Origin of the sequence: Nocardia sp. NPDC059229, from assembly GCF_042754165.1 — a bacterium.
Lineage (GTDB): Bacteria > Actinomycetota > Actinomycetes > Mycobacteriales > Mycobacteriaceae > Nocardia.
Map to the genome: position 1 here is coordinate 125,179 of NZ_JBHZAK010000017.1, position 24,046 is coordinate 149,224.

General features: G+C 67.3%; 7 protein-coding genes. 4 read left to right on the top strand and 3 right to left on the bottom strand.

All coding sequences use genetic code 11. From position 1 onward, the window contains the following. Positions 1-32: 32 nt before the first annotated feature. Together ACFXHE_RS32495 and ACFXHE_RS32500 are read left to right on the top strand one after the other, a co-directional pair. Positions 33-1,271, top strand: a complete 1,239-nt coding sequence (locus ACFXHE_RS32495; RefSeq protein ID WP_379388388.1) for a cytochrome P450 — start codon at positions 33-35, stop codon at positions 1,269-1,271. 64 nt (positions 1,272-1,335) lie between these two features. After that, the gene (locus ACFXHE_RS32500; protein ID WP_379388390.1) at positions 1,336-1,683 is read left to right on the top strand and encodes a nuclear transport factor 2 family protein; all 348 of its coding nucleotides are present in this window, start codon (positions 1,336-1,338) and stop codon (positions 1,681-1,683) included. A 65-nt stretch (positions 1,684-1,748) separates the two neighbouring features. Here the strand turns inward: ACFXHE_RS32500 and ACFXHE_RS32505 are convergent, their stop codons facing one another. After that, positions 1,749-2,216 (bottom strand): nuclear transport factor 2 family protein, encoded by a 468-nt coding sequence (locus ACFXHE_RS32505; protein ID WP_379388392.1) that lies wholly within the window; start codon positions 2,214-2,216, stop codon positions 1,749-1,751. Between the two features lie 99 nt (positions 2,217-2,315). Between ACFXHE_RS32505 and ACFXHE_RS32510 the strand changes: the two genes are divergently transcribed. Then, a complete protein-coding gene (locus tag ACFXHE_RS32510) occupies positions 2,316-3,305 on the top strand; it encodes a MerR family transcriptional regulator (RefSeq protein ID WP_379388393.1) in 990 nt (329 codons plus the stop codon). Here ACFXHE_RS32510 and ACFXHE_RS32515 read toward each other — a convergent pair. Further along, complete coding sequence (locus ACFXHE_RS32515; RefSeq protein ID WP_379388394.1) at positions 3,302-3,709, bottom strand: TMEM175 family protein; 408 nt, start codon at positions 3,707-3,709, stop codon at positions 3,302-3,304. The two genes, ACFXHE_RS32510 and ACFXHE_RS32515, sit on opposite strands and share 4 nt — an antisense overlap. A gap of 666 nt (positions 3,710-4,375) precedes the next feature. Here ACFXHE_RS32515 and ACFXHE_RS32520 point away from each other — a divergent pair. Next, entirely contained in the window at positions 4,376-5,068 is a 693-nt protein-coding gene (locus ACFXHE_RS32520; RefSeq protein WP_379388396.1) for a hypothetical protein, read from the top strand. Between the two features lie 9 nt (positions 5,069-5,077). On the opposite strand, the gene ACFXHE_RS32525 is transcribed toward ACFXHE_RS32520, so the two are convergent. Then, positions 5,078-23,302, bottom strand: a complete 18,225-nt coding sequence (locus ACFXHE_RS32525; RefSeq protein WP_379388397.1) for an amino acid adenylation domain-containing protein — start codon at positions 23,300-23,302, stop codon at positions 5,078-5,080. Positions 23,303-24,046 lie beyond the last annotated feature (744 nt).

Sequence of the window (24,046 nt, forward strand, 5' to 3'; positions counted from 1 at the left end):
AGATTTATCTAGAAGTGTATAGCTTGTAACACATGGCTGAGTCGCTCTCGTCCGTGGATCTCACCGATCTGGACAACTTCGCCGCGGGCTTCCCGCACGGCCTGTTCGCCCTGCACCGCACCGAATCTCCGGTGTACTGGCACGAGCCCACTGCGCACACCCCCGACGGTGAGGGGTTCTGGTCGGTGGCGACCTACGCCGAGACCAAGGAGGTCCTGACCAGTCCCGCGACCTACTCCTCCGAGACCGGCGGCGACCGGCCCTACGGCGGCACCGTGCTGCAGGACCTGCCGATGGCGGGCGTGGTGTTGAACATGATGGACGATCCGCGGCACTCCAGGATTCGGCGTCTGGTGTCGAAAGGCTTGACGCCCAGGACGGTTCGCAACCTGGAAGAGGATCTGCGGGCGCGTACCGGGCGCTTGCTGGACACCGTCGTCAGTGGCGGCGACCACGACTTTCTCACCGAGATCGCGGCCGAGCTTCCGATGCAGGCGATCTGCTTCCTGCTCGGCATCCCCGAGGCGGATCGTCACCGCCTGTTCGGGCTCATCGAGCATGTCTTCGATATTCCCGACGGCCAGGACTACCTGACCATGAGCCCAGAACGGACGGCGGCGATGGGGGAGCTCTACGAGTACGGCTTGGCCCAGATCGCCCAGCGCCGGGCAGATCCGGGCGCGGACATGCTGTCGCTGGTCGTCCACGCGGAGATGCCGGACGAGGACCCGCCGCGTCTGTCCGACGAGGAATTGCGATCGTTCTTCAATCTGCTGTTCTCCGGCGGCTCCGACACCACCCGCAACGCCATCGCGGCCGGACTTCTCGCGCTGATCGAAAACCCTTCGCAGCTGGCCGAATTGCGTGACAACCCGGAACTGCTGCCGGTCGCCATCGAGGAGATCGTGCGCTGGACCGCGCCGTCTCCGTCCAAACGCCGCACCGTCACCCGCCCTGCCGAACTGGCCGGGCACCGGCTGGAACCGGGCCAGAAAGTATTGGTCTGGGAGGCCTCGGCCAACCGTGACGAGCTCCGATTCGACCATGCCGACCGCTTCGATATCCATCGAGACCCGAACCCGCACTTGGGATTCGGACAGGGCATCCATTTCTGCCTCGGCGCGCATCTGGCCCGGTTGGAGATGCGGGTCGTATTCGAGGAGCTGTTCGCCCGCTTCGACGGCTTCGAACTCGCCGGACCGGTCGAGTGGACACGCAGCAGCCGCCACACCGGACTGCGTCACCTGCCGCTGCGCATGACCGCACGCTGACCGAATCCATTGCTGCCCTGCGGCACTCGTCAACCAGACCCTCGCGCAGAAGGAAGTTGTTTCCATGGGCAAAGCTCGACAACTCGCCGACCGCTATGTGGACAGGGTCAACGCCGGTGACCTCGATGGCATCGTCGCACTGTTCGCCGACAATGCCGAGCTGCTCAATCCGTTCGGGCATTTCGCCGGTTCCGAGCAGATTCGCGGCTTCTACGAGAAGACCATCCTCGCGGTCACTCCCCGGGTCACCGCCACCGGGTGGATCGAGCAGGACAACCGAATCGCCTTCGAACTCCAAGCGCGAGTCGACGGCTACGACACGGTCCAATACGCCATGGACCATCTGACCGTCGCGGGCGACGGCGACCACATCGCGCGCATGGCCCTCTACTACCGCCAGGTTTCGCAGTGACCCTGAACGTGACGAAATAGATTGCACAAGTGGAGATTCCGCGTCTGACCGATGTGCCGCGGGACTCAGGGGGAGCTGGGGCGCGTGTCGGTCCAGTCGACCATGAGGTTGCGTTCGGCGAACAGCCAGACGCCGTCCTGCTTGATCATGGTGTCGAGGTAGCGGATCCAGGCCGTCATGATGGTGCGGGACCCGTCCTCGTTCTCGGTCAGGTGCTGGGCCATGCAGTAGGTGACGCCCGTCGCGCGTTCACCGGATAGGTCGACCGTGCTCTGTCCGTTGAAATGCATTGTGGCGGCGTAGGCGTTGAGGGCGTCGAATACGGGTGCCAGGGACGCGCGGCCGTGCAGTTCGTGTGACGGTTCAGGGCTGCGCGCATCCATGAAGACGACGAAATGCGTGTCCTCGGTGAACAAGGCCATCTGTCCCTTGGCATCACGCCGGTCGGCGTAATGCGCGTAGGCGTCGATGAGTTCACGGATAGCGAGCCGGTCGGCTGCCTCGGTCCCGGTCATGTGCGTATGCGTTGCCATGTCGAGAGCTCCTTCGGTTCGTTTCGTACCCGCCCGGCCCGCTCCATCAACCTGATCAAAGGCTAGCCCAGGCCGAGACCGACAATCAGCGGTGGAAGCATGGTCGGCGTCGTCCTGATCGCGCAGGATGCGGATTTCTTCGCACCCTTCGTGCTCGAGGCCTTCTCCCGGAATGTCCGCACCGAATACGTTGGGCGCTACGGCAACGGGAGAGTCAGCGATGATCTTCTGCTGGACCCTCCGGTAGGGGGAGGGTTGATACTGGCAGTCATGCAGACAGGGCTGACGGTCGGCGAGTTCTCCCGCGTGTCGCATCTGAGCATCAAGACGCTGCGGCACTACCACGACGTGGGGTTGCTCGCGCCGGCCGAGGTTGCCTCCGATACGGGCTATCGGTACTACTCCCTCGACCAGGTGCCCACGGCGCAGGTGATTCGTCGCCTGCGCGATCTGGAGATGCCCCTGGCCGATGTGAAAGCCGTGCTGGCCACCCAGGATGTGACCACTCGCAACGAACTGATCAGTGCGCACCTCGCGCGGTTGGAAGACAGGCTCGCTCAGGCCCAGAGCGCCGTGGAATCGCTACGCGAGCTGCTGGTCCGCCCCGAGCGCGGGCCCACCATCGAGTACCGCACGGTCCCGGAGCTGCCGGCGATCGGGATCCGCGAGATCGTCGACCGGCACGACGTGCTGAGCTGGTGGCAGGGTGCCCTCGGCGAACTGCACGGCTTCGTCACCGCCCGGCGCCTGCGTCGCACCGGCCCGATCAGCGGGTTGTTCGCGAGCGAGCTGCTCGTGAACGAGCGCGGTGAGGCGATCGTGTTCATCCATACCGACCCGGACGTGCGCCCGGTCGGTCGCGTCGGCCCGCTGGTCGTGCCCGGCGCGGAGCTCGCGATCGCCGTCCACCATGGCCCCCTGGACACCATCGACCTCACCTACGGCGATCTTGGCACCTACGCAGCACGTCACGAGATCGGCGTCGACGGCCCGCTGCGCGAGTACTACCTGCGCAGCCCCTTGGACGTGGCCAGCGAGCACGACATGGTGACGGAGGTCGGCTGGCCCATCTTCCGCTCCAACCGCTAGCGGCATGCAGGCCAGTTGGGGCCGAGGGTGCGTAAGGCCCGATCCTGGTGAGCGTAGACGTCGAGCACGGTGGCCACCGGAATCGCGACAATTGCGATCAGCCACAACATGTTCACGCGAATCAGCAAGGCCGTATACCCCGTGGCACGCTCGAACAGGCGATGATGATCCCGCCGGAAGGCACTGATGACGACGAAGCTGATCCCGGCGGCTGTCAGCGCATAGCTGTTGTCCGCCAGGAACTTCGAGGTGCTCGAATCCGCGACGCCCCGTGCGCTGTCGACCAACGGCAACGCGATCAGCGTTATCGCAATGGCCACCACGGCATCACTGAAGAAGACCAGCTGCTCCAGCCCGCGCTCGCTGCGGTTCGGACCTGACGGGGCGTGTTTCCGATCGCTCACTCCGCCGACTGTGGATCCCCATCCGAGAGGGTGGCCACATTTGTGCGATGCCCGGCGAAGCCACCCGATTCCAATCCACAACGCCAGCAGCAGAATGGATTCCAGCGAGTCCAGGAAACAGCCTCATTGGCGTCTGTGAACTCGATCTGAACCACCCCCGGCCATGGAATGTCGGTGAGCCATGTGGCAGCGGTCGCGGGCGGTTCGGATACATGGTCTCTCCGCGTTGACCTTTCGTGGAACGTGTGTGGCACTTGCTCGTTTCGTGGCGCTGAAGAAAGCGGCGACTCGATGAGAATCCGGCGCCGCCAATTCTCATGGGAGTCGTCGGCATTGCGATCCTGCGCAGCTCTTGCCCGGGCCCAGGTCCACGGTCAGGAGCGCAGCGCTGGCTCGAACTGAGTAATTCGATGACAGGTAGCTAACGACTGGCGCGGTTAGCGGGATATCGGCCGGGTGCATTCGGATGGCGGAGGGTGCTGTGCAACGTCTGGTACGTCCACGGATTTGCCAGGTGCGCATGGAATTCGGCATTTCTTCCCGATCTGGCCATGCCTGCCGCTTAAGCTGTCTACGCCGTACGACAAATGCTCGATGTAGAGAAGCTTTGAGTCCAGGAGGTGCGGAATGCCGGAAGCCAGTCGTTGGTGCCGCTCACGTCCACTATTGATTGCGAGTTTTTTGCCGGTTGCCGTCATCCTCGGAACCGGAATCGCCGCGGCATCCCCGGATGGCACCGCGCCGCCACCTGCCGCGCTGCCCACGACAGCGGACTGGCTATCGCTGAGGCAATTCGCGCAGGGGCAGGATCCGTTCGCGCTGCCGACCGAACTCGCTCGGCTCGTCCAGTCGCCGGTCGACGTCGCACCCGCGGTCGATATGAGCAGCGGCGATCCAGCCATCGGCCCGGCGAATCCGCTTGCCGCCGCGGGTTGGACCGGAATCGAGAATGTGGACGCGGCGGACTTGATGCCGGCCGTGGATCAGCAACCGGTCCAGACGTTCTGCGCGTACCTCCCGGTAGATCCCCAGAGATGCTCCGTCGCCGTCGTCGACGCGGGCGTCGGTGCGGCAATCGGTGCAGGTATCGGCGCGGGAGTGTCCGCGCCCGTCGCGATAGGTGCGGGCCTGGTCGGGGCCGCCGCCGGGTTCGTCGTCGGTATCCCCTTCCTGCCAACCGGTTTGGTTGCCGGCCCGCTCCTCGGCGCGGCTGTCGGCGTGGCCGTCGTCGCCGGACCGGCTGCCCTGCTCGGTGGGGCGCTCGGGGCGTCGGTCGGGGCGATAGTGGGCCTCGCTTCGCCCCTCCCGCTGCCGGGCGGCCCGATCGATGGATCCGGCGCGCCCGTCACTTCGCCGTAAAGGGCGCGGTCATCGCTCCAGTCGGGTGTTGAGAAACCGGGCGATCTGAGCAACCGCGCCCGGTTCGGTCATCGCGAGGTGGGCCGCATCGATGTCGAAGGTCGAGATCCGACCCCGGACCACCTGCGCCCACCCCTCGTGACCCGCAGCATCGGATCGCCTGTCCTGTGTCGCGGTGAAATAGAGCACGTCGCTGTCCAGGACCGCCGGCCGCCAGGCACTGGCTGCCCGGATCGCCAGGTTGTAGGCGTCGGTCAGGCGCTCGATCCTGGCGGCGTCGATGCCCAGCCCGCCCCCGAAGTGCCGTTCGATCAGATCGGCGGCCTCCTCGGCGGTCGCATCGGCGCTCACGAAATCGACGCCCATGACCGGTCCGAGATTGCTGATCAGCTCTCCGGCCGTGACGGCGCGGACCGTCGACTCGTCGACACCGCCCACTTCGGCATCCAGCAGTGCCAGTAGCGCGACCTCTTCACCGGCGGTGCGCATCTCGACGGCAATCGCATGGGCGATCACGCCGCCCAGCGACCAGCCGAGGAGGTGGTAGGGGCCGTGTGGCTGAACCGCGCGAATCTCCTCGAAATAGCGTTCCGCCATGTCCTGGATCGACGTCGGACCGGGGTCCTCGCCGCCGATCTGCGGCGCCTGAATGCCGTAGATCGGCCGACCGCCGGCGAGGTACCTGTCGAATGTGCGGTAACACCACGACAGGCCCAGGGCCGGGTGGATGCAGAACAGTGGTGGTCGCTCGCCGCCGGTCCGGATGGGCAGCAGCACGTCGAAGCCGATGTCGGTCCGCTCGGCGGCGGTACCGGAGCGCATTCCGGATTCGATCCGCTTCGCCAGGTCGGCCGGGCAGGGATCGGACAGCATCCAGCTGATCGGAACCTCGTAGTCGAGTCCCTTGCGCAACTCGCTCACCACTTGCACCGACTTCAGCGAGTTGCCACCCAAGGCGTAGAAGTCGTCGTCGGCGCCCACCCGATCCACACCGAGTACCGCTCCGAAGGCCCGCGCGACCTCCTCTTCCAGCCACGACGAGGGCTCCCTGAACTCTCCCACCGCGAGCACCGGCTCCGGTAGCCGCGCACGGTCCAACTTGCCCGACACGGTGAGGGGCACCGTGTCGAGCGCCATCACCGTGGTGGGCACCATGTAGTCGGGCAGTTCGCTTGCCGCGTGCGCCAGGACCGCCGCGCTGTCGATCGTCGCGCCCGCGGCGGGCACCACGTAGCCGACGAGATGGTCCGCCGTACCGGTGGTGTGCACCACGGCGATCGCGCGGGCGACGCCCGGGTGCTCGGCGAGTACGGCCTCGATTTCACCGAGTTCGATGCGCAGGCCGCGCAGCTTCACCTGGAAATCGGTGCGGCCCAGGTATTCCAATTCGCCGCTGTGGCGCCAGCGCACCAGGTCGCCCGTGCGGTACAGGCGCCCGCCGTCACCGTACGGGTCGGCCACGAACCGTTCCGCGGTCAGGCCCGGACGTGATTGATAGCCGCGCGCGAGCTGGGCGCCCGCCAGATACAACTCCCCGGCGACACCGGGCGGTACCGGATGTAACCGGTCGTCGAGTACGTATGCCCGCGCGTTCCATACCGGTGAGCCGATCGGCATGGTGCCGCTGTCGGATTCGATCACCCGATGCGCGGTTGCGGCCACGGTGAACTCGGTCGGCCCGTACAGGTTGTGCAACTCGACCCCGGGCAAGGTTCGCCGCACCTCGGCCACCACGTCGGGCCCGAATGCCTCACCACCCACCAGGAGCGTCCGCACCGACTCCAGCGACTCCGCAGGCACCGCGTCCGCGAATACCGCCAGCATCGACGGTACGAGCGCGGCGATCGTGACCCGCTGGGCGGCAATGGTTTCGGCGAGATAGGCCAGGTCGGTATGCCCGTCGGCGCGCGCGATCACCAGCCGCGCGCCCATCGCCAGGGTCGTGAACAGCTCCCATACCGACATGTCGAACGTAGCCGGGGACTTCTGCAGCACCACGTCGTTCGACGTCAACGCGTAGGTCTCGGCATGCCACCGCAGCTGGTTCACCACCGAACAATGCGATACCGCAACACCTTTCGGCCGACCGGTCGACCCCGAAGTGAAGAGCATGTAGGCGATGTTGTGCGGTCGCAGCGATGCGAGCCGCTCGGCGTCGGTGACCGGCGCGTCATCGAATCCGGACAGCTCCAGCCCATCGAGGGACGCGAGCTCCAACACCGGCGCGGCGATCGACAGCATGTACTCGATGCGGTCGGCCGGCAGGTCCGGATCGACCGGCACGTACCCGCCGCCGGCGGCGTGCACCGCGTACATGGCGGTGACCTGGTCCAGTGAACGCCGCATACGCAGCGCCACCAACGACTCCGGACCCACTCCACGGCCGATCAACCACCGCGCCAACCGGTATACGCGAGAAGCGAATTCGGCATAGCTCAGCGACTGTTCGCCGAATATCACCGCGGCCCGGTCCGCATGCGCCCGCGCGGAGTCGTCGAAGACCGAGGCGAGCGTCTCGCCCGGAGGGAGCCGGTGATCGGTCGAATTCCACTGCGTCAGAACGGCTTCCCGCTCATCGTCGCCGAGCAGATCCACCTCGTGCACCGGCTGCGTCGAATCGGCCACCAGTGCGCCGAGCAACCGCAGCAGGCGATCGGCGATCGTGGTCACCGTGGCCGCGTCGAAGAGGTCGCTCGCGTAGGTCACCGCGCCGCTGATGCCGGCCGGGGCACCGGTGGAGTCGTAGGAATCCGACACCGTGACCAGCAGATCGAACAGCGCGGTGTCGGTCTCGGCTGTCACGGCCGATATCGAGAGCCCCGGAAGGTCGAACTCGGCCTTGGCGACGTTCTGGAATGCCAGCATCACCTGGAACAGCGGATGGTGCGCGTGCGACCGCACCGGGTTCAGCTCCTGCACCAGCCGCTCGAACGGCACATCGGCGTGCCCGAACGCGGCCAGATCGGTCCCGCGCACGTGCTCGAGCAGCTGGGTGAACGTCATCCCCGGGGTCAACCGGGTCCGCAGCACCAAGGTGTTGACGAACATCCCGACCAGATCGTCGAGTTCGGGCTCGCCGCGTCCCGCGTACGGAGTGCCGATCGCTATGTCGTCCATATCGGCCAGCCGGGCCAGCGTGGCGGCCAGCGCCGCGTGGAAGACCATGAACAGCGTCGTGTTGTGTGCTCGCGCGACCTGCTGCAACGCCGCGTGCAGATCGGCACCGACGGTGATCGGTACGGTCGCGCCCGCATAGGTCTGCACCGGCGGCCGCGGCCGGTCGGTCGGTAGCTCCAGCAAAGGCGGGAGTTCCGCCAATTCTAGTGTCCAGTAGTCGATCTGGGCGCGTAGCACCGAATCGGGATCGTGTTCGGTCCCCAGCACCGTTCGCTCCCAGATCGCGTAGTCGGCGTACTGCACCGGCAGCGGCGGCCAGCTCGGTGTCTCCCCGTGCAGGTGTGCGGTGTACGCGGTCATCATGTCCCGGGCCAGCGGGCCGAGCGACGATCCGTCGCAGGAAATGTGGTGCGCCACCACGGCCAGGACCCACTCGTGCTGCCCGAGCTCGAACAACCGGATCCGCAGCGGCGCGTCGACCGTCACATCGAACACCGTCGAGACGAACGCCGACACCGACTCGGCCAGTTCCGATTCCGTCACCGGGGTCGCGGTGATCGGCGGAATCGCCTCGGCTGTGCGGAGGACAACCTGCGACGGCTCGCCCTCGGCATACGGGTAGACGGTCCGCAGAACCTCGTGCCGGTTCAGCACATCCGCGACGGCCGCGCGCAGCGCGTCGAGATCCAGCTGTCCGGACAGCCGCAGGATGATCGGAATACTGTAGGCGGCCGAGCCGGGCTCGAGCCGGTTCAGGAACCACATCCGTTGCTGTGCGTACGACAGGGGAATGCGTTGCGGCCGTGGCTGTGCGGTCAGCGCCACCCGCCCGGTGTGGGCCTGCGATTCGGCGCGCACGGCCAGCCTCGCGACCGTGGGCGCCTCGAAGATCATCGACACCGGGACGGTCGCGTCGAGTGCGGCGCCGATCCGGGCGGCGACGCGGGTCGCCACCAGGCTGTTGCCACCCAGTTCGAAGAAGTCGTCGTCGGCGCCGATCGGACCGTCGATGCCGAGGACGTCGGCGAACACGCCGGCCACTATCTCCTCCACCGGTGACGCCGGGGCCCGGAATCGCCTGGCCTGCACGACGGGTGCGGGCAGGGCCGCGCGGTCGAGCTTTCCATTCGGCGACAGGGGGATCGCGTCGAGGATCATCACCGCGGCGGGCACCAGGTACGACGGCAGCATCTCGGCCAGCGCCGCGCGCAACTCCTCGCCCGAGAGGCTCATTCCAGTTTCGGGCACCACATAGGACACCAGCTGCGCCGGACCCGTGCCGGTACGCCACGGCGTCGTGATCGCGTATGCCACGTCCGCCTGCGCGCCCAGCGCCGCGTCGATCTCGCCGAGCTCGACCCGGTAGCCGCGGATCTTCACCTGGAAGTCGTTGCGCCCCAGGAACTCCAGGTCACCGTCGGCATTCCAGCGCACCACATCACCGGTGCGGTACATGCGGCGTCCGGGTTCCCCGAACGGGTGCGCCACGAACCGCTCCGCACTCACCGCCGCCTTGTCCAGGTACCCGCGCGCCAGCGCCGGGCCCGCCAGATACAACTCTCCGGCCACTCCCACCGGAACCGGCTGCAGCCGGGCATCCAGGACCAGCGCCTGGGTGCCGTGCAGCGGGGCTCCGATCGTCGGCCAATCGCCCGATCGCAGCGCACCCGTCGCCGTGGCGACGATCGTGGCCTCGGTCGGCCCGTACAGCTCCCGGAACTTCCGCGCGCCGGCGGGATCGGTTCCCGCCCACCGGTTCACCAGATCCGCCGGGACCTCGTCACCGCCGGACATCACCACCCGCACGTGGTCCAGCCCGGCCGGATCCACCGACGCGAGCGCGGCAGGGGTCATGAAGGCATGGGTCACCCGCTGTGCGCGCAGGAGCTCGGCCAACTCTCCGCCGCCGTAGATCCCCGTCGGCGCCACGACCAGCGCACCGGCCCGGCTGACCGCCATCAGGGTCTCCAGCAGGGCGGCGTCGAACGACGGCGACGCGAAATGCAGCACCCTGGACGTGTGCCGGAGGTCGAGGTCGGCGCGGAGCGACGAGACGAAGTCGGCGATACCGGAATGGGTGACGGCGACGCCCTTCGGCACCCCCGTGGATCCGGAGGTGAAGACCACGTAGGCAACGTTGGCGGTCCGCAGCGGACGGAGTCGCTCGTCATCGCCGACCGGGCCGCTCGCCAACCCGTCGATCCGCGCGGCCACGGCCGCGTCGTCGAGCATGATCCAGTCCACCGTATCGGGCATCCCGGCAGCTGCCGACGACACCGTCACGCCCAGCGTCGCACCAGAATCCGACACCATCTGCGCGATCCGGCCTTCGGGATAGGCGGGGTCCACCGGCACGAAGGCCGCACCCGACTTCACCACCGCCCACCACGCGACGACGGACTCCATCGACCGCGCTGCCGCCACCAGCACCGAACTCTCCGGTCCGGCGCCTCGGCCGATCAGCAACCTCGCCAGCCGGCTCGATCGCTCGTCCAGCTGTGCATACGACAACATGGCATCTCCCGAGACGACGGCGATCCCGTCGCCGTTGTCCCGGACGGCCGAGGCGAGCACTTCCGGCAGCAATCCGGACGGCTCCGGCGCCGCCGAGGTGCGTGCCCCGACTCGCGAGGTGAGCGCCGAGCGCTCGTCGGGGTCCAGCCAGTCGATGTCCCCGACCACGACGGCCGGATCGTCGACGACGGCTTCCAGGACCCGCACCAGCCGCCGGGCGATTCCCGCCACGGTCGCCTCGTCGAACAGATCCCGCGCGTAGCTCATCATTCCCGAGATGCCTTGCGCCACACCGGCATCGGACGATTCCGACAGCACCAGTTGCAGATCGAACTGGGTCGCCCCGGTATCCACCTCCGCCCGGGCGACGCGGACATCGGGCAGCGCCACCTCGACGTTCGACAGATTCTGGAACGCCAGGACCACCTGGAACAACGGATGCCGTGCCGCCGATCGCTCCGGCTTCAACTCCTCCACGACCCGCTCGAACGGCACGTCCGCGTGTTCGAAGGCCAGCAGGTCCGTGTCCCGGGCGCGCGTCAGCAACTCGGTGAACGGCTCGCCGGTATCCACCCGGGTCCGCAATGCCAGCGTGTTCACGAACATCCCCACCAGCTCGTCCAGGCCGGGCTCGCCCCGCCCCGCGATCGGGGTGCCGATCACGACGTCATCGGTGTTGCCGAGCCGCCCCAATACCGTTGCCAGCGCGGCATGCATCACCATGAACAGCGACGATCCCCGCGCCCGTGCCAGCGCGAGCAGCTGCTCGTGCAGCCTCGCGCCGATCTCCAGCGGTACCCGGCCTCCCGACAGCGATGCGACGGCCGGGCGTGGCCGGTCCGCCGGGAGGTCCAGCCGGTCCGGTGCGCCGGCGAGCGTCGAGCGCCAGAAGTCCAGCTGGGTGGACATCAACGACGCCGGATCGTCTGCGGCCCCCAGCATCTGCCGCTGCCACCACGCGAAATCCGCGTACTGCACCGCGAGTGGCTCCCACTCCGGCGCGTGCCCGGCCAGTCGCGCGGCATACGCCACCATCACGTCATGGGCCAGTGGGCCCATCGACTGACCATCGCCGGCGATGTGATGGACCACCAGCACCAGCAGGAATTCACCTGTGTCACTGCCGGATTCGGCGTCGAGCTCGAACAATCCCACTCGCATCGGCACTCGGGCGGTCACATCGAATCCGCGCCGCACGAACTCGCCCACCACATCCGGGACCGCATCAGCCGGTACCCGCACCGGCTCCACCGGCACCGCGGGCTCGTCGAAAACGACCTGCCGCGGCTCACCGGAGACTTCCGGATAGATCGTCCGCAATACTTCGTGCCGTGCGACCACGTCCCCGAGCGCGGCCGCCAGCGCTTCGGTGTTCAGCCGCCCGGACAACCGCAGCATCACCGGAATGTTGTAGGCCGGGGAATCCGGCTCGAACCGGTTCAGGAACCACATCCGCTGCTGCGCCAGCGACAGCGGCACGGGGTCGGGGTGCACTCCGGACACCAGGGGCAAGCGGCCCCCATCGCCGAGTGACCCAGTGCGCGCGGCCAATTCGGCGACGGTCGGCGCCTCGAAAACCGATCGCACCGGCACGCGGACGTTCAGGGCCGCACCCAGGCGCCCCACCACCAGCGAGGCACTCAGCGAATCGCCGCCCAGCGCGAAGAAGTCGTCGTCGGCGCCCACCCCGTCCACGTCGAGCACCTGCTCGAATGTTTGCGCGACCAGCTTTTCCATCCCTGGTGCCGGTGCCCGGAACTCGCGCACAACGGCAACCGGCTCGGGCAGCCGCTCACGATCCAGCTTCCCGTTGGCGGTCAGCGGTACCTCGTCCAGCACGATCACTGCGGACGGCACCATGGTTCGGGGCAGGGTCTCGGCCAGTGCCGCACGCAACTCCGCGCCCGATACCTCGCTTCCGGTCGCGGGCATGACATAGGACACCAGCTGCACCGACCGGCCGTCCTCGCGGCGTGGCACGGTGATCGCGTATGCCACATCCGCACGCGCGCCCAGCGCCGCGTCGATCTCCCCGAGCTCGATTCTGGTGCCGTGCACCTTGACCTGAAAATCGTTGCGTCCCAAGAATTCAAACTCGTCATCGGCGCTGCGGCGCACCACGTCACCGGTGCGGTACATGCGCTGACCCGGCCCCTCGAACGGGCATGCGACGAACCGCGCCGCGGTCAACCCCGTCCTGGCGACGTACCCATCGGCCAGGCCGGCGCCGAACAGGTACAGCTCGCCCGCGACACCGTGCGGCACAGGTCGCAGCCAGGTATCCAGGACCACGGCCGCGACGGTACCGACCGGCCTGCCGATCGTGATCGCGGCACCGGGCGCCAGCGCAGCGCTGGTGGTAGCCCAGATCGTGGTCTCGGTCGGCCCGTACAGATTGACCATGGTGCGGTGCGGCGCCCATCGATCGACCAGTTCGGTCCCGACCGGCTCACCGGCTGCCGCGAGCACTCGCAGCCCGTCGAGACCGTCGGGCGAGACCGTCGCCAGCGCCGAGGGGGTCACGATGGCGTGCGAAATACGTTCATGTGCAATCAGATCCGCCAATTGGGGCCCGGCATAGATCTCGGCGGGAGATACGACCAGCCGGCCGCCCGAACCGTGCGCCATCAACAACTCGAACACCGAGGCGTCGAAGCTGGGCGAGGCGACCTGCAGGACCACCGACATCGGGTCGGCGCCGAACAGTCGCCGTTGCGCCGCGACGATATCGGCCAGGCCGCGATGGCTGATGAGTACGCCCTTGGGTGTTCCGGTCGACCCGGAGGTGTAGCTCACGTAGGCGATCTGATCCCGCCGGATCGGCCCGCCGCGTTCGGCATCGGTGATCGGCAGGGCGGGCGCCGAGTCCACGGTGCCGAGCGCCTGGTCCTCGTCGAGGATCAGCCAATCGACTCCGTCGGGAGGACGTTTCCCGGCCGACGTATCGGTCAGCCCGAGTACGGTTCCCGAGTCGGACAGCAGAAATTCGATCCGGTCCGAGGGCAGGGCCGGATCGATCGGCAGGAATGCGGCACCGGTCTTCGCCACGGCCCACAGGGTGACGGTCGCCGCCGGGGAACGCGGAAGCACGGAGGCGACGACCTGTCCCCGCCGGGCGCCGTGCCGCAGCAGGACCCGGGCCAGACGGGTGGATCGCTCGTCGAGCTGGCGGTAGGTCATGGTGGTCGTGCCGTATCGCACGGCGATCGCGTCGGGATCGGCGGCAGCGGAGGCGGCGAGTATCCGGTCCAGCGTGTCCGGGATCGTAGCTTCCGCACGGGAATCCGGCCACGATGGCCGCGGTTCCTCGTCGAGCGGTAGCTGGCCGAGTCGCGTATCGGCGTTCGCGGCGAACCGGCACAGCAACTCGACGAAGCGGTCGAGGATGCGGCGCGCCGAGACGGTGTCGAATTCACGGTCATGGAACCGGAGGGTGATCCGCAGCCCTTGTGGCTCGCCGTGCTCGGACTGCGTGGGTTCCACGATCAGGCTCAGCGGGTACGGTGTCGCGTCCAGTTCACTGAGTTCGTTCACCCGCAGGCCCGCCGAATCGACGAGCTGCTGCAATGCCGTCCGGTCGACGGGGAACGACTGGAAGGTGAGGGCGGTGTCGAAGAGTGCGGGCAGGCCGGCGCTGCGGTGGATCTCGGGCAGGCCGATATGGTGATGCTCCAGCATGCGGGCGTGCCGCGCCTGAATGCCGATCAGCAACTCGCGGACCGTCATCGTGGGTTCGAGCGGGACGCGCACGGGAATCGTATTCAGGAACATGCCGAGCGCCTGATCGACCAGCGGCAGTTCCGGGGGGCGGCCCGACACCGAGGAACCGAAGATCACATCGGTCTCGCCGGTGAGTACACGCAGATTCAGGGCCCAGGCCGCGGCCACGGCCGTATTGATGGTGACGGCCGTCTCCGCCGCCAGGCGGCGGAGTGCTCCGAAACGATCCGCCGTCACCTCGGCCCCGATCTCGGCGGCGGATACCGCGCCGGTCGCGTCGGTGTCGCGGGACACCCGGGTGGGTGCGTCGACATCCGAAAAGGCTTGCGCCCATGCCGCTTTGGATGCGGCGCTGTCCTGCCGACCCAGCCAGGCCAGATAGTCGCGGTAGGAGGGCGCGGGTCCGGCGGAGTCGATATGTTCGGGAGATCCGTAGTAGTCGAGCAGTTCTCGCATCAGCAGCGGCATCGACCAGCCGTCCAGGATCACATGGTGATTCGTGACCAGCAGCCGGAAGGACTCCGCATCGAGACGGATGAGCGTCAGGCGCAACAGCGGGGGAGCCGACAGGTCGAATCCCGCCGCCGCGTCCGCCGCGGCAATCGATTCCGGGTCGGCCGGGGATCCCGCATCGCCGCCAGCGGCGAGATCGATCTCCCGGAAGTCGATTTCGGCATGGTCCAGCACGATCTGGCACGGCCCGGCCGACGTCTCCGCGAAAGCGGCCCGCAGGATGTCGTGCCGGTCGACCACGGCCTGAGCGGCACGCCGCAGGCGCTCACCGTCGACCGCGCCGGAAAATCCGATCATCGTCTGGACGGTGTAGTTGTCCGCCGCATCCGGATCGAACGTCGAGTCGAAGTGCATCCCGGATTGCATGGGCGACAACGGCCATACATCGGACAGCCCGGGGTACTGCTGCTCGAGCCGATCGATGTCCTGCTGCGTGAGCGCGACGAGCGAAGAATCCGAGGCGCGATACGAGTGATCGGCTTTCGGGAGTCGCGAGGGTTCCTCGATGGCCTCCGGAGCCGCATCGCCGCCCGCCATCACGGCGAGAGCCGCAACTGTCTTACCTTCGAACACATCTCGCGGCGTGAGCGTGAGCCCGGCGGATCTCGCCAGCGCCACCAGCCGCATCGAGACGATGCTGTCCCCACCGAGGGCGAAGAAGTTGCTGTCGGCGGACACGGTGTCGAGATGGAGCACATCGGCGAAGAGTTTCGCCACGACTCGCTCCGTAGGCGTCGAGGGCGGTCTGCCGCCCGTGGCGCCGGCATCGAAGGCGCGCTGCTGCAAGGCTTTCCGATCGACCTTGCCCGTGGGCGTGCGCGGCATCTCCTCCAGCCGCACGATCGCCGCGGGATTCATATAGCGCGGCAGCCTGCCCGCGAGATCGCCTTCGATGGCCGCCACATCGACGGCAGCACCCGGCGCGGAGACGACATAGGACACCAGAACCGGTTCGCCGGCAGGCCCTTGCACTGCCACGGTGGCGACGCTCGCCACGTCCGGGCGCCGGGCCACCTGCGCATCGATTTCCCCCGGCTCGATCCGCAGGCCGTGAATCTTGACCTGTTGATCGCAGCGGCCCAGGTATTCCAGCGCCAACCCGGCGGGTCCGCGCACCCAGCGCACGGAATCACCGGTGCGGTAGATCCGCTCGCCGCGGGTGGACCGCGGATCCGCGACGAAGCGCGACGCGGTCACGCCCCGTCGACCGACGTATCCGCGGGCGAGTCCGGGCCCGCCGATATAGAGTTCGCCCGCGACACCGACCGGCACCGGTCGCAGCCACGGGTCGAGCACCATCGCGGACGCGCCCCGGATCGGGCCACCGATCGTCACCGGGTCGCCGGGTGCGAGGGCATCCGACCCCGTTGCCCAGATCGTGCACTCGGTCGGTCCGTAATGATTCATCAGCCGTCGCCCCGGGGCCCACCGGTTGACGGTGTCCGGCCCGACCGCTTCACCGACGACCGCGAGCGATGTCAGCGACGGCATCCGGGACGGATCCATGGTGTGGAGCACGGACGGGGTGATGATCGCGTGCGAAACCTGCTGCGACCGAAGCAATTCCTCGAGGTCGGTCCCGGCGTACGCCTCCGGTGGCGCCACCATGAGACAGGCGCCGCTGCTGTGCGCCAACAGCAGCTCCGACACGCAGGCGTCGAATCCCGGCGACGCGACCTGCAACACCACCGAATCCGGAGTCGGCGCGAAGGCGTCGGCCTGCGCCGCGACCAGATCGGCCAGACCTCGATGGCTGAGGTGGACCGCCTTCGGTGTGCCGGTCGATCCGGACGTGTAGATCACGTATGCCGCATTGTCGGCCGACAGGCGGTCGCCCCCGGCCGCACCGGACGGGTGGGGGAGACCCTCGTGAGCGTCCGATGTGGCAGCATCCAGGATCAACCAGTCGACGGTGTCCGGAAGCTGCTGTGCCACAGCACTTGTCGTCACACCCAGCGTGGTCCGCGAGTCGGACAGCAACTCCCCGAGCCGCGCGGCGGGATTGCCGGGATCCAACGGCAGGAAGGCGGCACCTGTTTTCGCCACCGCCCAGATCGCGACGACGAGTTCGGCCGAGCGGGGCAGGGCCAAGGCGACGATCGACTCGGCACGAGCACCGCGGCCGACCAGCAGGCGAGCGAACGCGTCGGCGCGACGCTCCAGCTCACGATAGGTCCACGTGGTGTCACCGCACCGGACAGCCACGGCATCCGGATACCTCCGCGCCGTCCCCGACAGGATGTCGCGGAGCACGAGGTCCGCGGCCGGCTGCTCGCCGCCGACCGAAAGCAGTTGCGCGCGTTCGGAATCCCAGCAGGAGGAGATCGAGGAGACCTTCCGGGCGGGATCGCCGACGATCTGCGTGAGCAGCAACTCGAATCGTTCCAGCAGCGTACGGGCCTCGTCCGAGTCGAATCGATCGGTGGCGAATTTCAGTGTCACCGTGTAGGTTCCGGGCTCGCCGGTGTCCGGTCCGCCGTCGCGACTCGACCGCGGCGGGGTCACCTGCAGGCTCAGCGGATACGGCGTGGCATCGTGCGCGACGATCTCGACGAGCCGCAATCCGGCGTCGGAGAGATCGTGTGCCAGCAGTTCCTGGTCGAACGGATAGGACTCGAGCACCGTCGCGGTATCGAACATGTCGGTGATGCCGGCAGCCCGCTGCAGCTCCGCCAGGCCGATGTGCTGGTGATCCAGCATCGCCGCCTGCTCGGATTGCACGCGGACGAGCAGGTCGCCGACGGTCTCGTCGGGTTCGAGCCGGACGCGGACGGGCAGCGTGTTGACCATGAGCCCGACCATGCGCTCGACATCCGGAATCCGCGGCGGGCGGTTCGACACCGTATTGCCGAACACCACGTCCGGCCGTCCGGCCTGGACGGCCACCAGCAATGCCCACGCTACGTGCAGGGCCGTGTTGGGGGTGACGCCATGCGAGCGGCCGAGGTCGAGAATCGCGGCGGTGGTTTCGGCGTCCAGGTTCAGGCCGACTTCGTCGGCGTGCGCGGTGACGGTCCGATCCGGCCCGTTCGTGACCCGCGTCGGACTGTCGATTCCGGCGAGCATCTCCCGCCACGCGGCGGTCGCGGCGTCTCGGTCCTGAGCCTGCAGCCACTGCAGATACTCACGGTACGAACGAGCGGGCGCGAGCTGGGCCGTATCGCAGTCGGATATGTACAACGCGAGTAGCTCGTGGATCAGCAGGGGCATCGACCAGCCGTCGAGCACGAGGTGGTGGTTGGTGACCAGCAACTGGAACATATCGACGCCGGTGCGGACGAGGTGGAAACGCACCAGCGGCGGGCGGGCCGGATCGAACGGAGCCGCGGCCGCCGTCGCGAGTCGCCGCAGTGCTTCCGCCTGCCGGCCGACACGGCTGATATTCGACTCGCTCCAATCGACGGTAGTGTCGCGCAATACGATCTGCCGTGGCCCATCGTCACTCTCGACGAACGCGGTCCGCAGACTGTCGTGCCGGTCGATGAGCACCTGCGCGGCCCGCCGCATCCGGTCCCCATCCACCTGCCCGGCGAACGTCAGCGCTGCCTGCACGATGTAGCCGTCGACGCCGTCCGGGTCGTAGATCGTGTGGAACAGCAGGCCGGACTGCAAGGCGGTGAGCGGCCACACATCGGTCATCGACGGGTATTCCCGCAGCCAGCGGTCGACATCGTCCTGCGATACCGCGGTGAGCGGGAAGTCGGATGGCGTGAAGCTGTAGGTGGTTCCGGACCGGACGTGATCGGCCAGCGCCCCCAGGGCTCGAGCCCACAGTCCGGCGAGCTCGTCGACCTCCTCACCCGTCAGCACCTGTGAGGCGAACTCCCAGGTCGCGGCCAGTTCGAGCCCGTCGTGGCCTTCTTCGGCGATCGCATTGACATCGAGCACGGCCGGCAGCGCCATCGCCGGATCGCTCGTCGCGGTCAGTGCGGTGAATTCGGTGGTAGGTGCCCAGGGCCCCGAGCGTTCACCGGAACCCACCCGCCCGAGGTAGTTGAAGCTGACCTGAGGTTCGGGCAGGTCTGCGAGCTCAGCGCGCGCCTGGGAGTCGAGATGACGCAGTACCTGATAGCCGATGCCGTTGCCGGGCACCGCGCGCAGCTGCTCCTTCACCTGCTTTATCGCCAGTCCCGCACTCACGCCGCCGGCCAGCGCATCATCGAGATCGACCTTCTCCCAGTCGATCCGGACCGGGAAGCGGGTGGTGAACCAGCCGACGGTGGCGCTCGGATCGGCGCCTGGTACGGCCGACTCCTCACGGCCGTGTCCTTCCAACGAGATCAACTCTCCGGCCGCCCCGGCGGTACCACGCCTGCGCCGCCACTCACCGAGGGCGAGCACCAGGGCTGCCACCAGCGGATCGTTGGCACTGCAGTGGAAGCGGTCCGGGATGGTAGTGAGCACCGCCTCGGCAACCGCTGCCGGGATACGCTGATCGACCCGGCCCGCCGTGGCCCCGATGTCACGATCCGGGATCAGACGACGCGATCCGAGTAGCTGATCGCCGCGCTGGAGGACGTCTTTCCACAGGTCGAGCTCCGCCGCCCGCCTGCCCGGCGCCTGCTCGACCAAGCCGTGCGCCCACCGCCGAAACGAGGTGGTGACCGGGCCGAAATGCGGCTCGCCGCCGGCGGAGACCTGCGCCCAGGCCTGCGCGAGGTCGGTGAGGATGATGCGCCACGACACCGCGTCGACCGCGAGATGGTGGATCACCAGCCACATCAGGTCGGGTCCAGAGCCGCTGCGATCGTGAATCCAGACGGCCTGCACGAGCACACCGTTACTCGGGTCCAGTCGATCCGCGGCTCGGTTCAGGTGCCGGTCGACGTCGGCGGCGTCACGTCGATCGATCCGGACTTCGACGAGCGCGGCCTCCGGGTCGACCGCTTCCCGGTCGAGGACCTCGACGAACCGATCGGCCGAATCGCCGCCGCGCAATACCGCGCGCAGCATGTCGTGGCGGTCCAGCAGGGATCCCAGCGCGCGCACCAGACCCGCTCGATCGACCCCCTCGGGCAGCTGTACCAGCGCGGCCTGCGCAAATCGGTCGTAATGACCCCGATCCAGCATGGCGTGCATGATCGGCGACAACGGCATCGGTCCGACGCCGCCACCGGGCAACTCGGCCAAGCCGGGAGTATCGCCGACTTCCGTCGCCGTGGCCGCCAGGCCCGCAACGGTCTTGTGCACGAACACGTCCTGTGTGGAGAAGCTCAGACCCTCGGCCTTGGCCCCCGCCACCAGCCGGATCGACAGAATGCTGTCGCCGCCGAGGGCGAAGAAGCTGTCGTCCGCCCCGACCCGGGGCACGCCGAGCACCTCGGTGAACAACCGTGCGATCGTCTTTTCCCGGGCCGTGGCCGGTGCCCGCCCGACCGGCGCGGTCCCGAATTCGGGCTTCGGCAGAGCGCGGCGATCGAGCTTGCCGAAGGCGTTCACCGGGAGGCTGTCCAACGGGAGGACCACCGCCGGGACCATATGCGGCGGTAGCGAATTGCGAGCGAAGCGCAGGATTTCGACCGGATCGATCTGGCGGCCGCCGACCGGAACGACATAGGACGCCAGCACGGTCGTGCCGACGTTGTTCTCCACCGGCACCGTGACACACAGATCCACGTCGTCGTGTGTGGTGAGCGCGGCGTCGACTTCACCCGGTTCGATCCGGTATCCGCGGATCTTGATCTGGAAGTCGCTGCGGCCCATCAACTCCAGCGTCGTCTCGCCGTTCTCGCCGGTCCAGCGCGCGATGTCGCCGGTGCGGTACATGCGCGCGCCGGTGCCGCCGTACGGATCGGCGACGAACCGGGCGGCGGTCTCGACGAACAGATGGCTGTATCCCCGGGCCAATCCCGACCCGGCGAGGTACAACTCGCCCGCGGTGCCCCTGGGCACCGGCTGCAGCGTCCGGTCCAGCACCATGGCCGAGACGCCACGGATGGGGCCACCGATCGTGTGGGCGCGGCCGGGTCTCAGCATGGCGCCGACGGCGGTCACGGTGGATTCGGTGGGACCGTACTCGTTGTACATGGACGCCGATAGGGTCCACCGTTCGACGAGGTGTGGTGGGCATACGTCGCCCCCGACCACGACCACCTGCACGTCGGTCGGCAGCTGGGGGTCGACCGTGGCCAGCATCGTGGGTGTCAGTGTCAGGTGGGTCACGTGCTCATCGGCGAGCAGTTGTGTGAGCGCCTCACCGCCGGTCACCTCGGGCGGCACGATCACCAACGTGGATCCGTTCGCGAAGCAAGTCAGAAACTGTTCCAGGGAGGCGTCGAAACTGGGCGAGAGGGCATAGGACACACGGGATTTCGTGTCGATGCCGTAGGTCGCGGCGCGATCGGCAGCGAGATTTGCGAGGCCGGTGTGCGTGACCTGCACGCCTTTCGGCGCTCCGGTGGATCCCGAGGTGTAGGTCATATAGGCGACGTTGGACGGTCGTAGTGGGCGGATGCGGTCTGCATCGGAAATCGGCCCGTTCGCGGTGTCGCAGTCGGCCAGGGTTGCGGGGTCGTCGAGAACCACATGGTGAATCCCCCGCGGGAGCCGCCCGCGCAGGGCGTCGACCGTGATCGCCACGGTCGCGCCGCTGTCGGCAACCATGTGGTCTATCCGCTTCGACGGGTACTCGGGGGCCAGCTGGACGAACGCCGCCCCGCTCTTCGCGACCGCCCATGTCGCCACGACGGATTCGACCGAGCGTCGCAGCATGATCGCCACCGCCGTGTCCGGACCACACTTCAGAGCGATCAGATGCCGGGCCAGCTCCGAGGATCTGGTGTCCAGCTCGCCGTATGTCATCGTCTTGCCGCCCGAGACGATCGCGCACCCGCTACGGTTCCGGCGCGCGCTTTCGGTGAGAATCTCTGGAAGCAGCCGTGTTTCGACCGCGCTGGGCCCTCGCACAGGTAGTAGCGCAGAGCGTTCCTGAATTTCGAGTAGCGGCAGTCTGCTGACCTTGCATTCCGGTCCGCCGGCGAGGAATTCGTGCATGAACATGCGGAACCGTCGATGGTGATCAGTGAGCTCTTCAGGGCTGTACGAATTCGGATTCCCCTGGAAGTCGATATGGGTGCTCTCTCTGCCCGCGCCCGGGTAGATATTGACGAAGAGGTCGGCGGTGGGTCCTGAGGTGAGTACGTGCAGGCGGCCTGTCGTGTTGCCCAGTACAACCTCGTTCTCGACCATCATGAGGTTCACGGCCGGCCCGAACGATGCCGCCTCGTCGCGCGCAATCCCCATGTCATGGAATATGTCCTCTTGGCGGTAGCGCTGCCGCCGGAGTGCACTCGTCAACTCGCTTTTGACCGCGGCGATCAGTTCACCGACGCTTTGGCTGGCGACCTGTACTCGCAGCGGGACCACATTTGCCACCATCCCTCCGGAACGGCGCAGCACGGCAGAGTGCCGACCCGAAACAGGCAGGCTCAGCAATACCTCATCGCTTCCGGTCATCCGCGCGAGATAAGCCGCGAACGCCGCAACGATGATCGGAGTCACGCTCGACTCGTGCTCGAGCGCGACGTTTTCGAGTAGCTCCGCGGTGTCGTCCGCCAGCTCTGTGCTGACCAGCGTGGGATGAATGGTGGGTTTGCTCACGCGGTCGGCCAGGCTGACGACGGGAGGTGCGCCCGCCAGGTGCTCCATCCAGTGTTCGCGGTCATTGTCGAGACGCGTCGAATCGCGGTACGCCAGATCTTGCTCGACGACTTCCCGCAGGTCCTGTGCCTGGCACGGCGCCGGCTCCTCGGACTTCACCCAAGCGTTGTACAGCTCGGTCATCCGATGCAGCATTGTTACCGCGGCGAATCCGTCGAGCGCGATATGGTGTGCGCGCTGATACCACAGGTAATGGTCCTCACCGACCTGGAACACGATGCTCGTCATGAGGTGGTCGTTCAGCAGGTCCAGTGGAGCGGAATAATCCTCGACCATCATTCTGTGCGCAGTCGCAACGGGATCGACGTGCCGGCGCAGGTCCGTGACCGACACCGGGCCGCCATTTTCCTCGTCGACGAACTGGCAGGGCTCTCCGTCGACCTCGATCAGGCGCATATGTCCCGATCCGAACTCCCGACCGGCGGTTCGGCATGCCTCGGCAAGTAGTTCCGCATCCAACTCGCCGACGATCTCGACGTATTGGGCGACAGATATCGGCGTGGATTCCGCGAGATGCTGGGCAAACCAGATTCCCCGCTGCGCCGACGTCAGCGGAAGAATATCGGCCGGCGATGCATTACTGCTGGGCGTGCTGGAAATGTTACCCGAATGTGTGTGCTCGGAGGATTGACTGGAGGATTGAAATGTGCCTGATGGCAACGATTTGGAACGGTCGGGATCGCTTTCGATGCCACTCTTCGATTGGCGCATTTCGACCTCCGCAAAATGTCGTTCATTTCAGGAACTCAAAACGCCCGAGGACCGGCGGATACGCTGTCGCGCGCCGGTCCGGGGACCACGAACGAGGCCAGGGCGGGGACCATTTCCAACACCCGCATAGTGCTGAATACGTCGAGTCCGCCGCCAAGATCATTACAGCCGATGCCGACCGATTCGGGACTCATTACGCCGATGGCTAATTTCCGGCCAACTGTTGCGGTACCTTCGACCGCCGCTCGACCGTCGGTCGGTACACGATCGCAACATCCCCGACCCCGGTATCACCCCCCGACTCCTCGACGAACGGTCCAGTACGTCAACGACCCCAGCGTCGACCACACCCCGTCGCAGACGCCGCTGTACCGACCGGCAAACCTTCCCCGGCGGTCCCTCCGCCGACACAACCCCGCGCACCACCGTCTGCTCCGTTACAGCTTCGACTGAGGCCATGCAGGACATCCCTACTTCAAAAGCGACTGTCCATTATGATTCGACGCCGACGTCGCAACCGATTGGTCTCTCGACCAAAATTTTTGAAACAGATGCACTCCAGTCATGCGCGCCCACGTTGTCGAGTGCCTCGGCGCCTGGTCTGACCTGCGTAATGAGTGTTTCTTGGTTGCGGTTCGGCTGGTGGCGTGACCTGGCGACACGCCGGAAGCCGTCTCGCTGACGGCGTCGATCGGCGATGAGGGGGCTGTCAGCGAACAGTCTGCAATCCCTGGTTTCGTTCCA

Excerpts from the sequence above, each read along its gene's own strand:
- ACFXHE_RS32495 (WP_379388388.1), top strand. The coding sequence starts at position 33 with ATGGCTGAGTCGCTCTCGTCCGTGGATCTCACCGATCTGGACAACTTC.
- ACFXHE_RS32510 (WP_379388393.1), top strand. The coding sequence starts at position 2,316 with ATGGTCGGCGTCGTCCTGATCGCGCAGGATGCGGATTTCTTCGCACCC.
- ACFXHE_RS32525 (WP_379388397.1), bottom strand. The coding sequence starts at position 23,302 with ATGCGCCAATCGAAGAGTGGCATCGAAAGCGATCCCGACCGTTCCAAA.
- ACFXHE_RS32505 (WP_379388392.1), bottom strand. The coding sequence starts at position 2,216 with ATGGCAACGCATACGCACATGACCGGGACCGAGGCAGCCGACCGGCTC.
- ACFXHE_RS32500 (WP_379388390.1), top strand. The coding sequence starts at position 1,336 with ATGGGCAAAGCTCGACAACTCGCCGACCGCTATGTGGACAGGGTCAAC.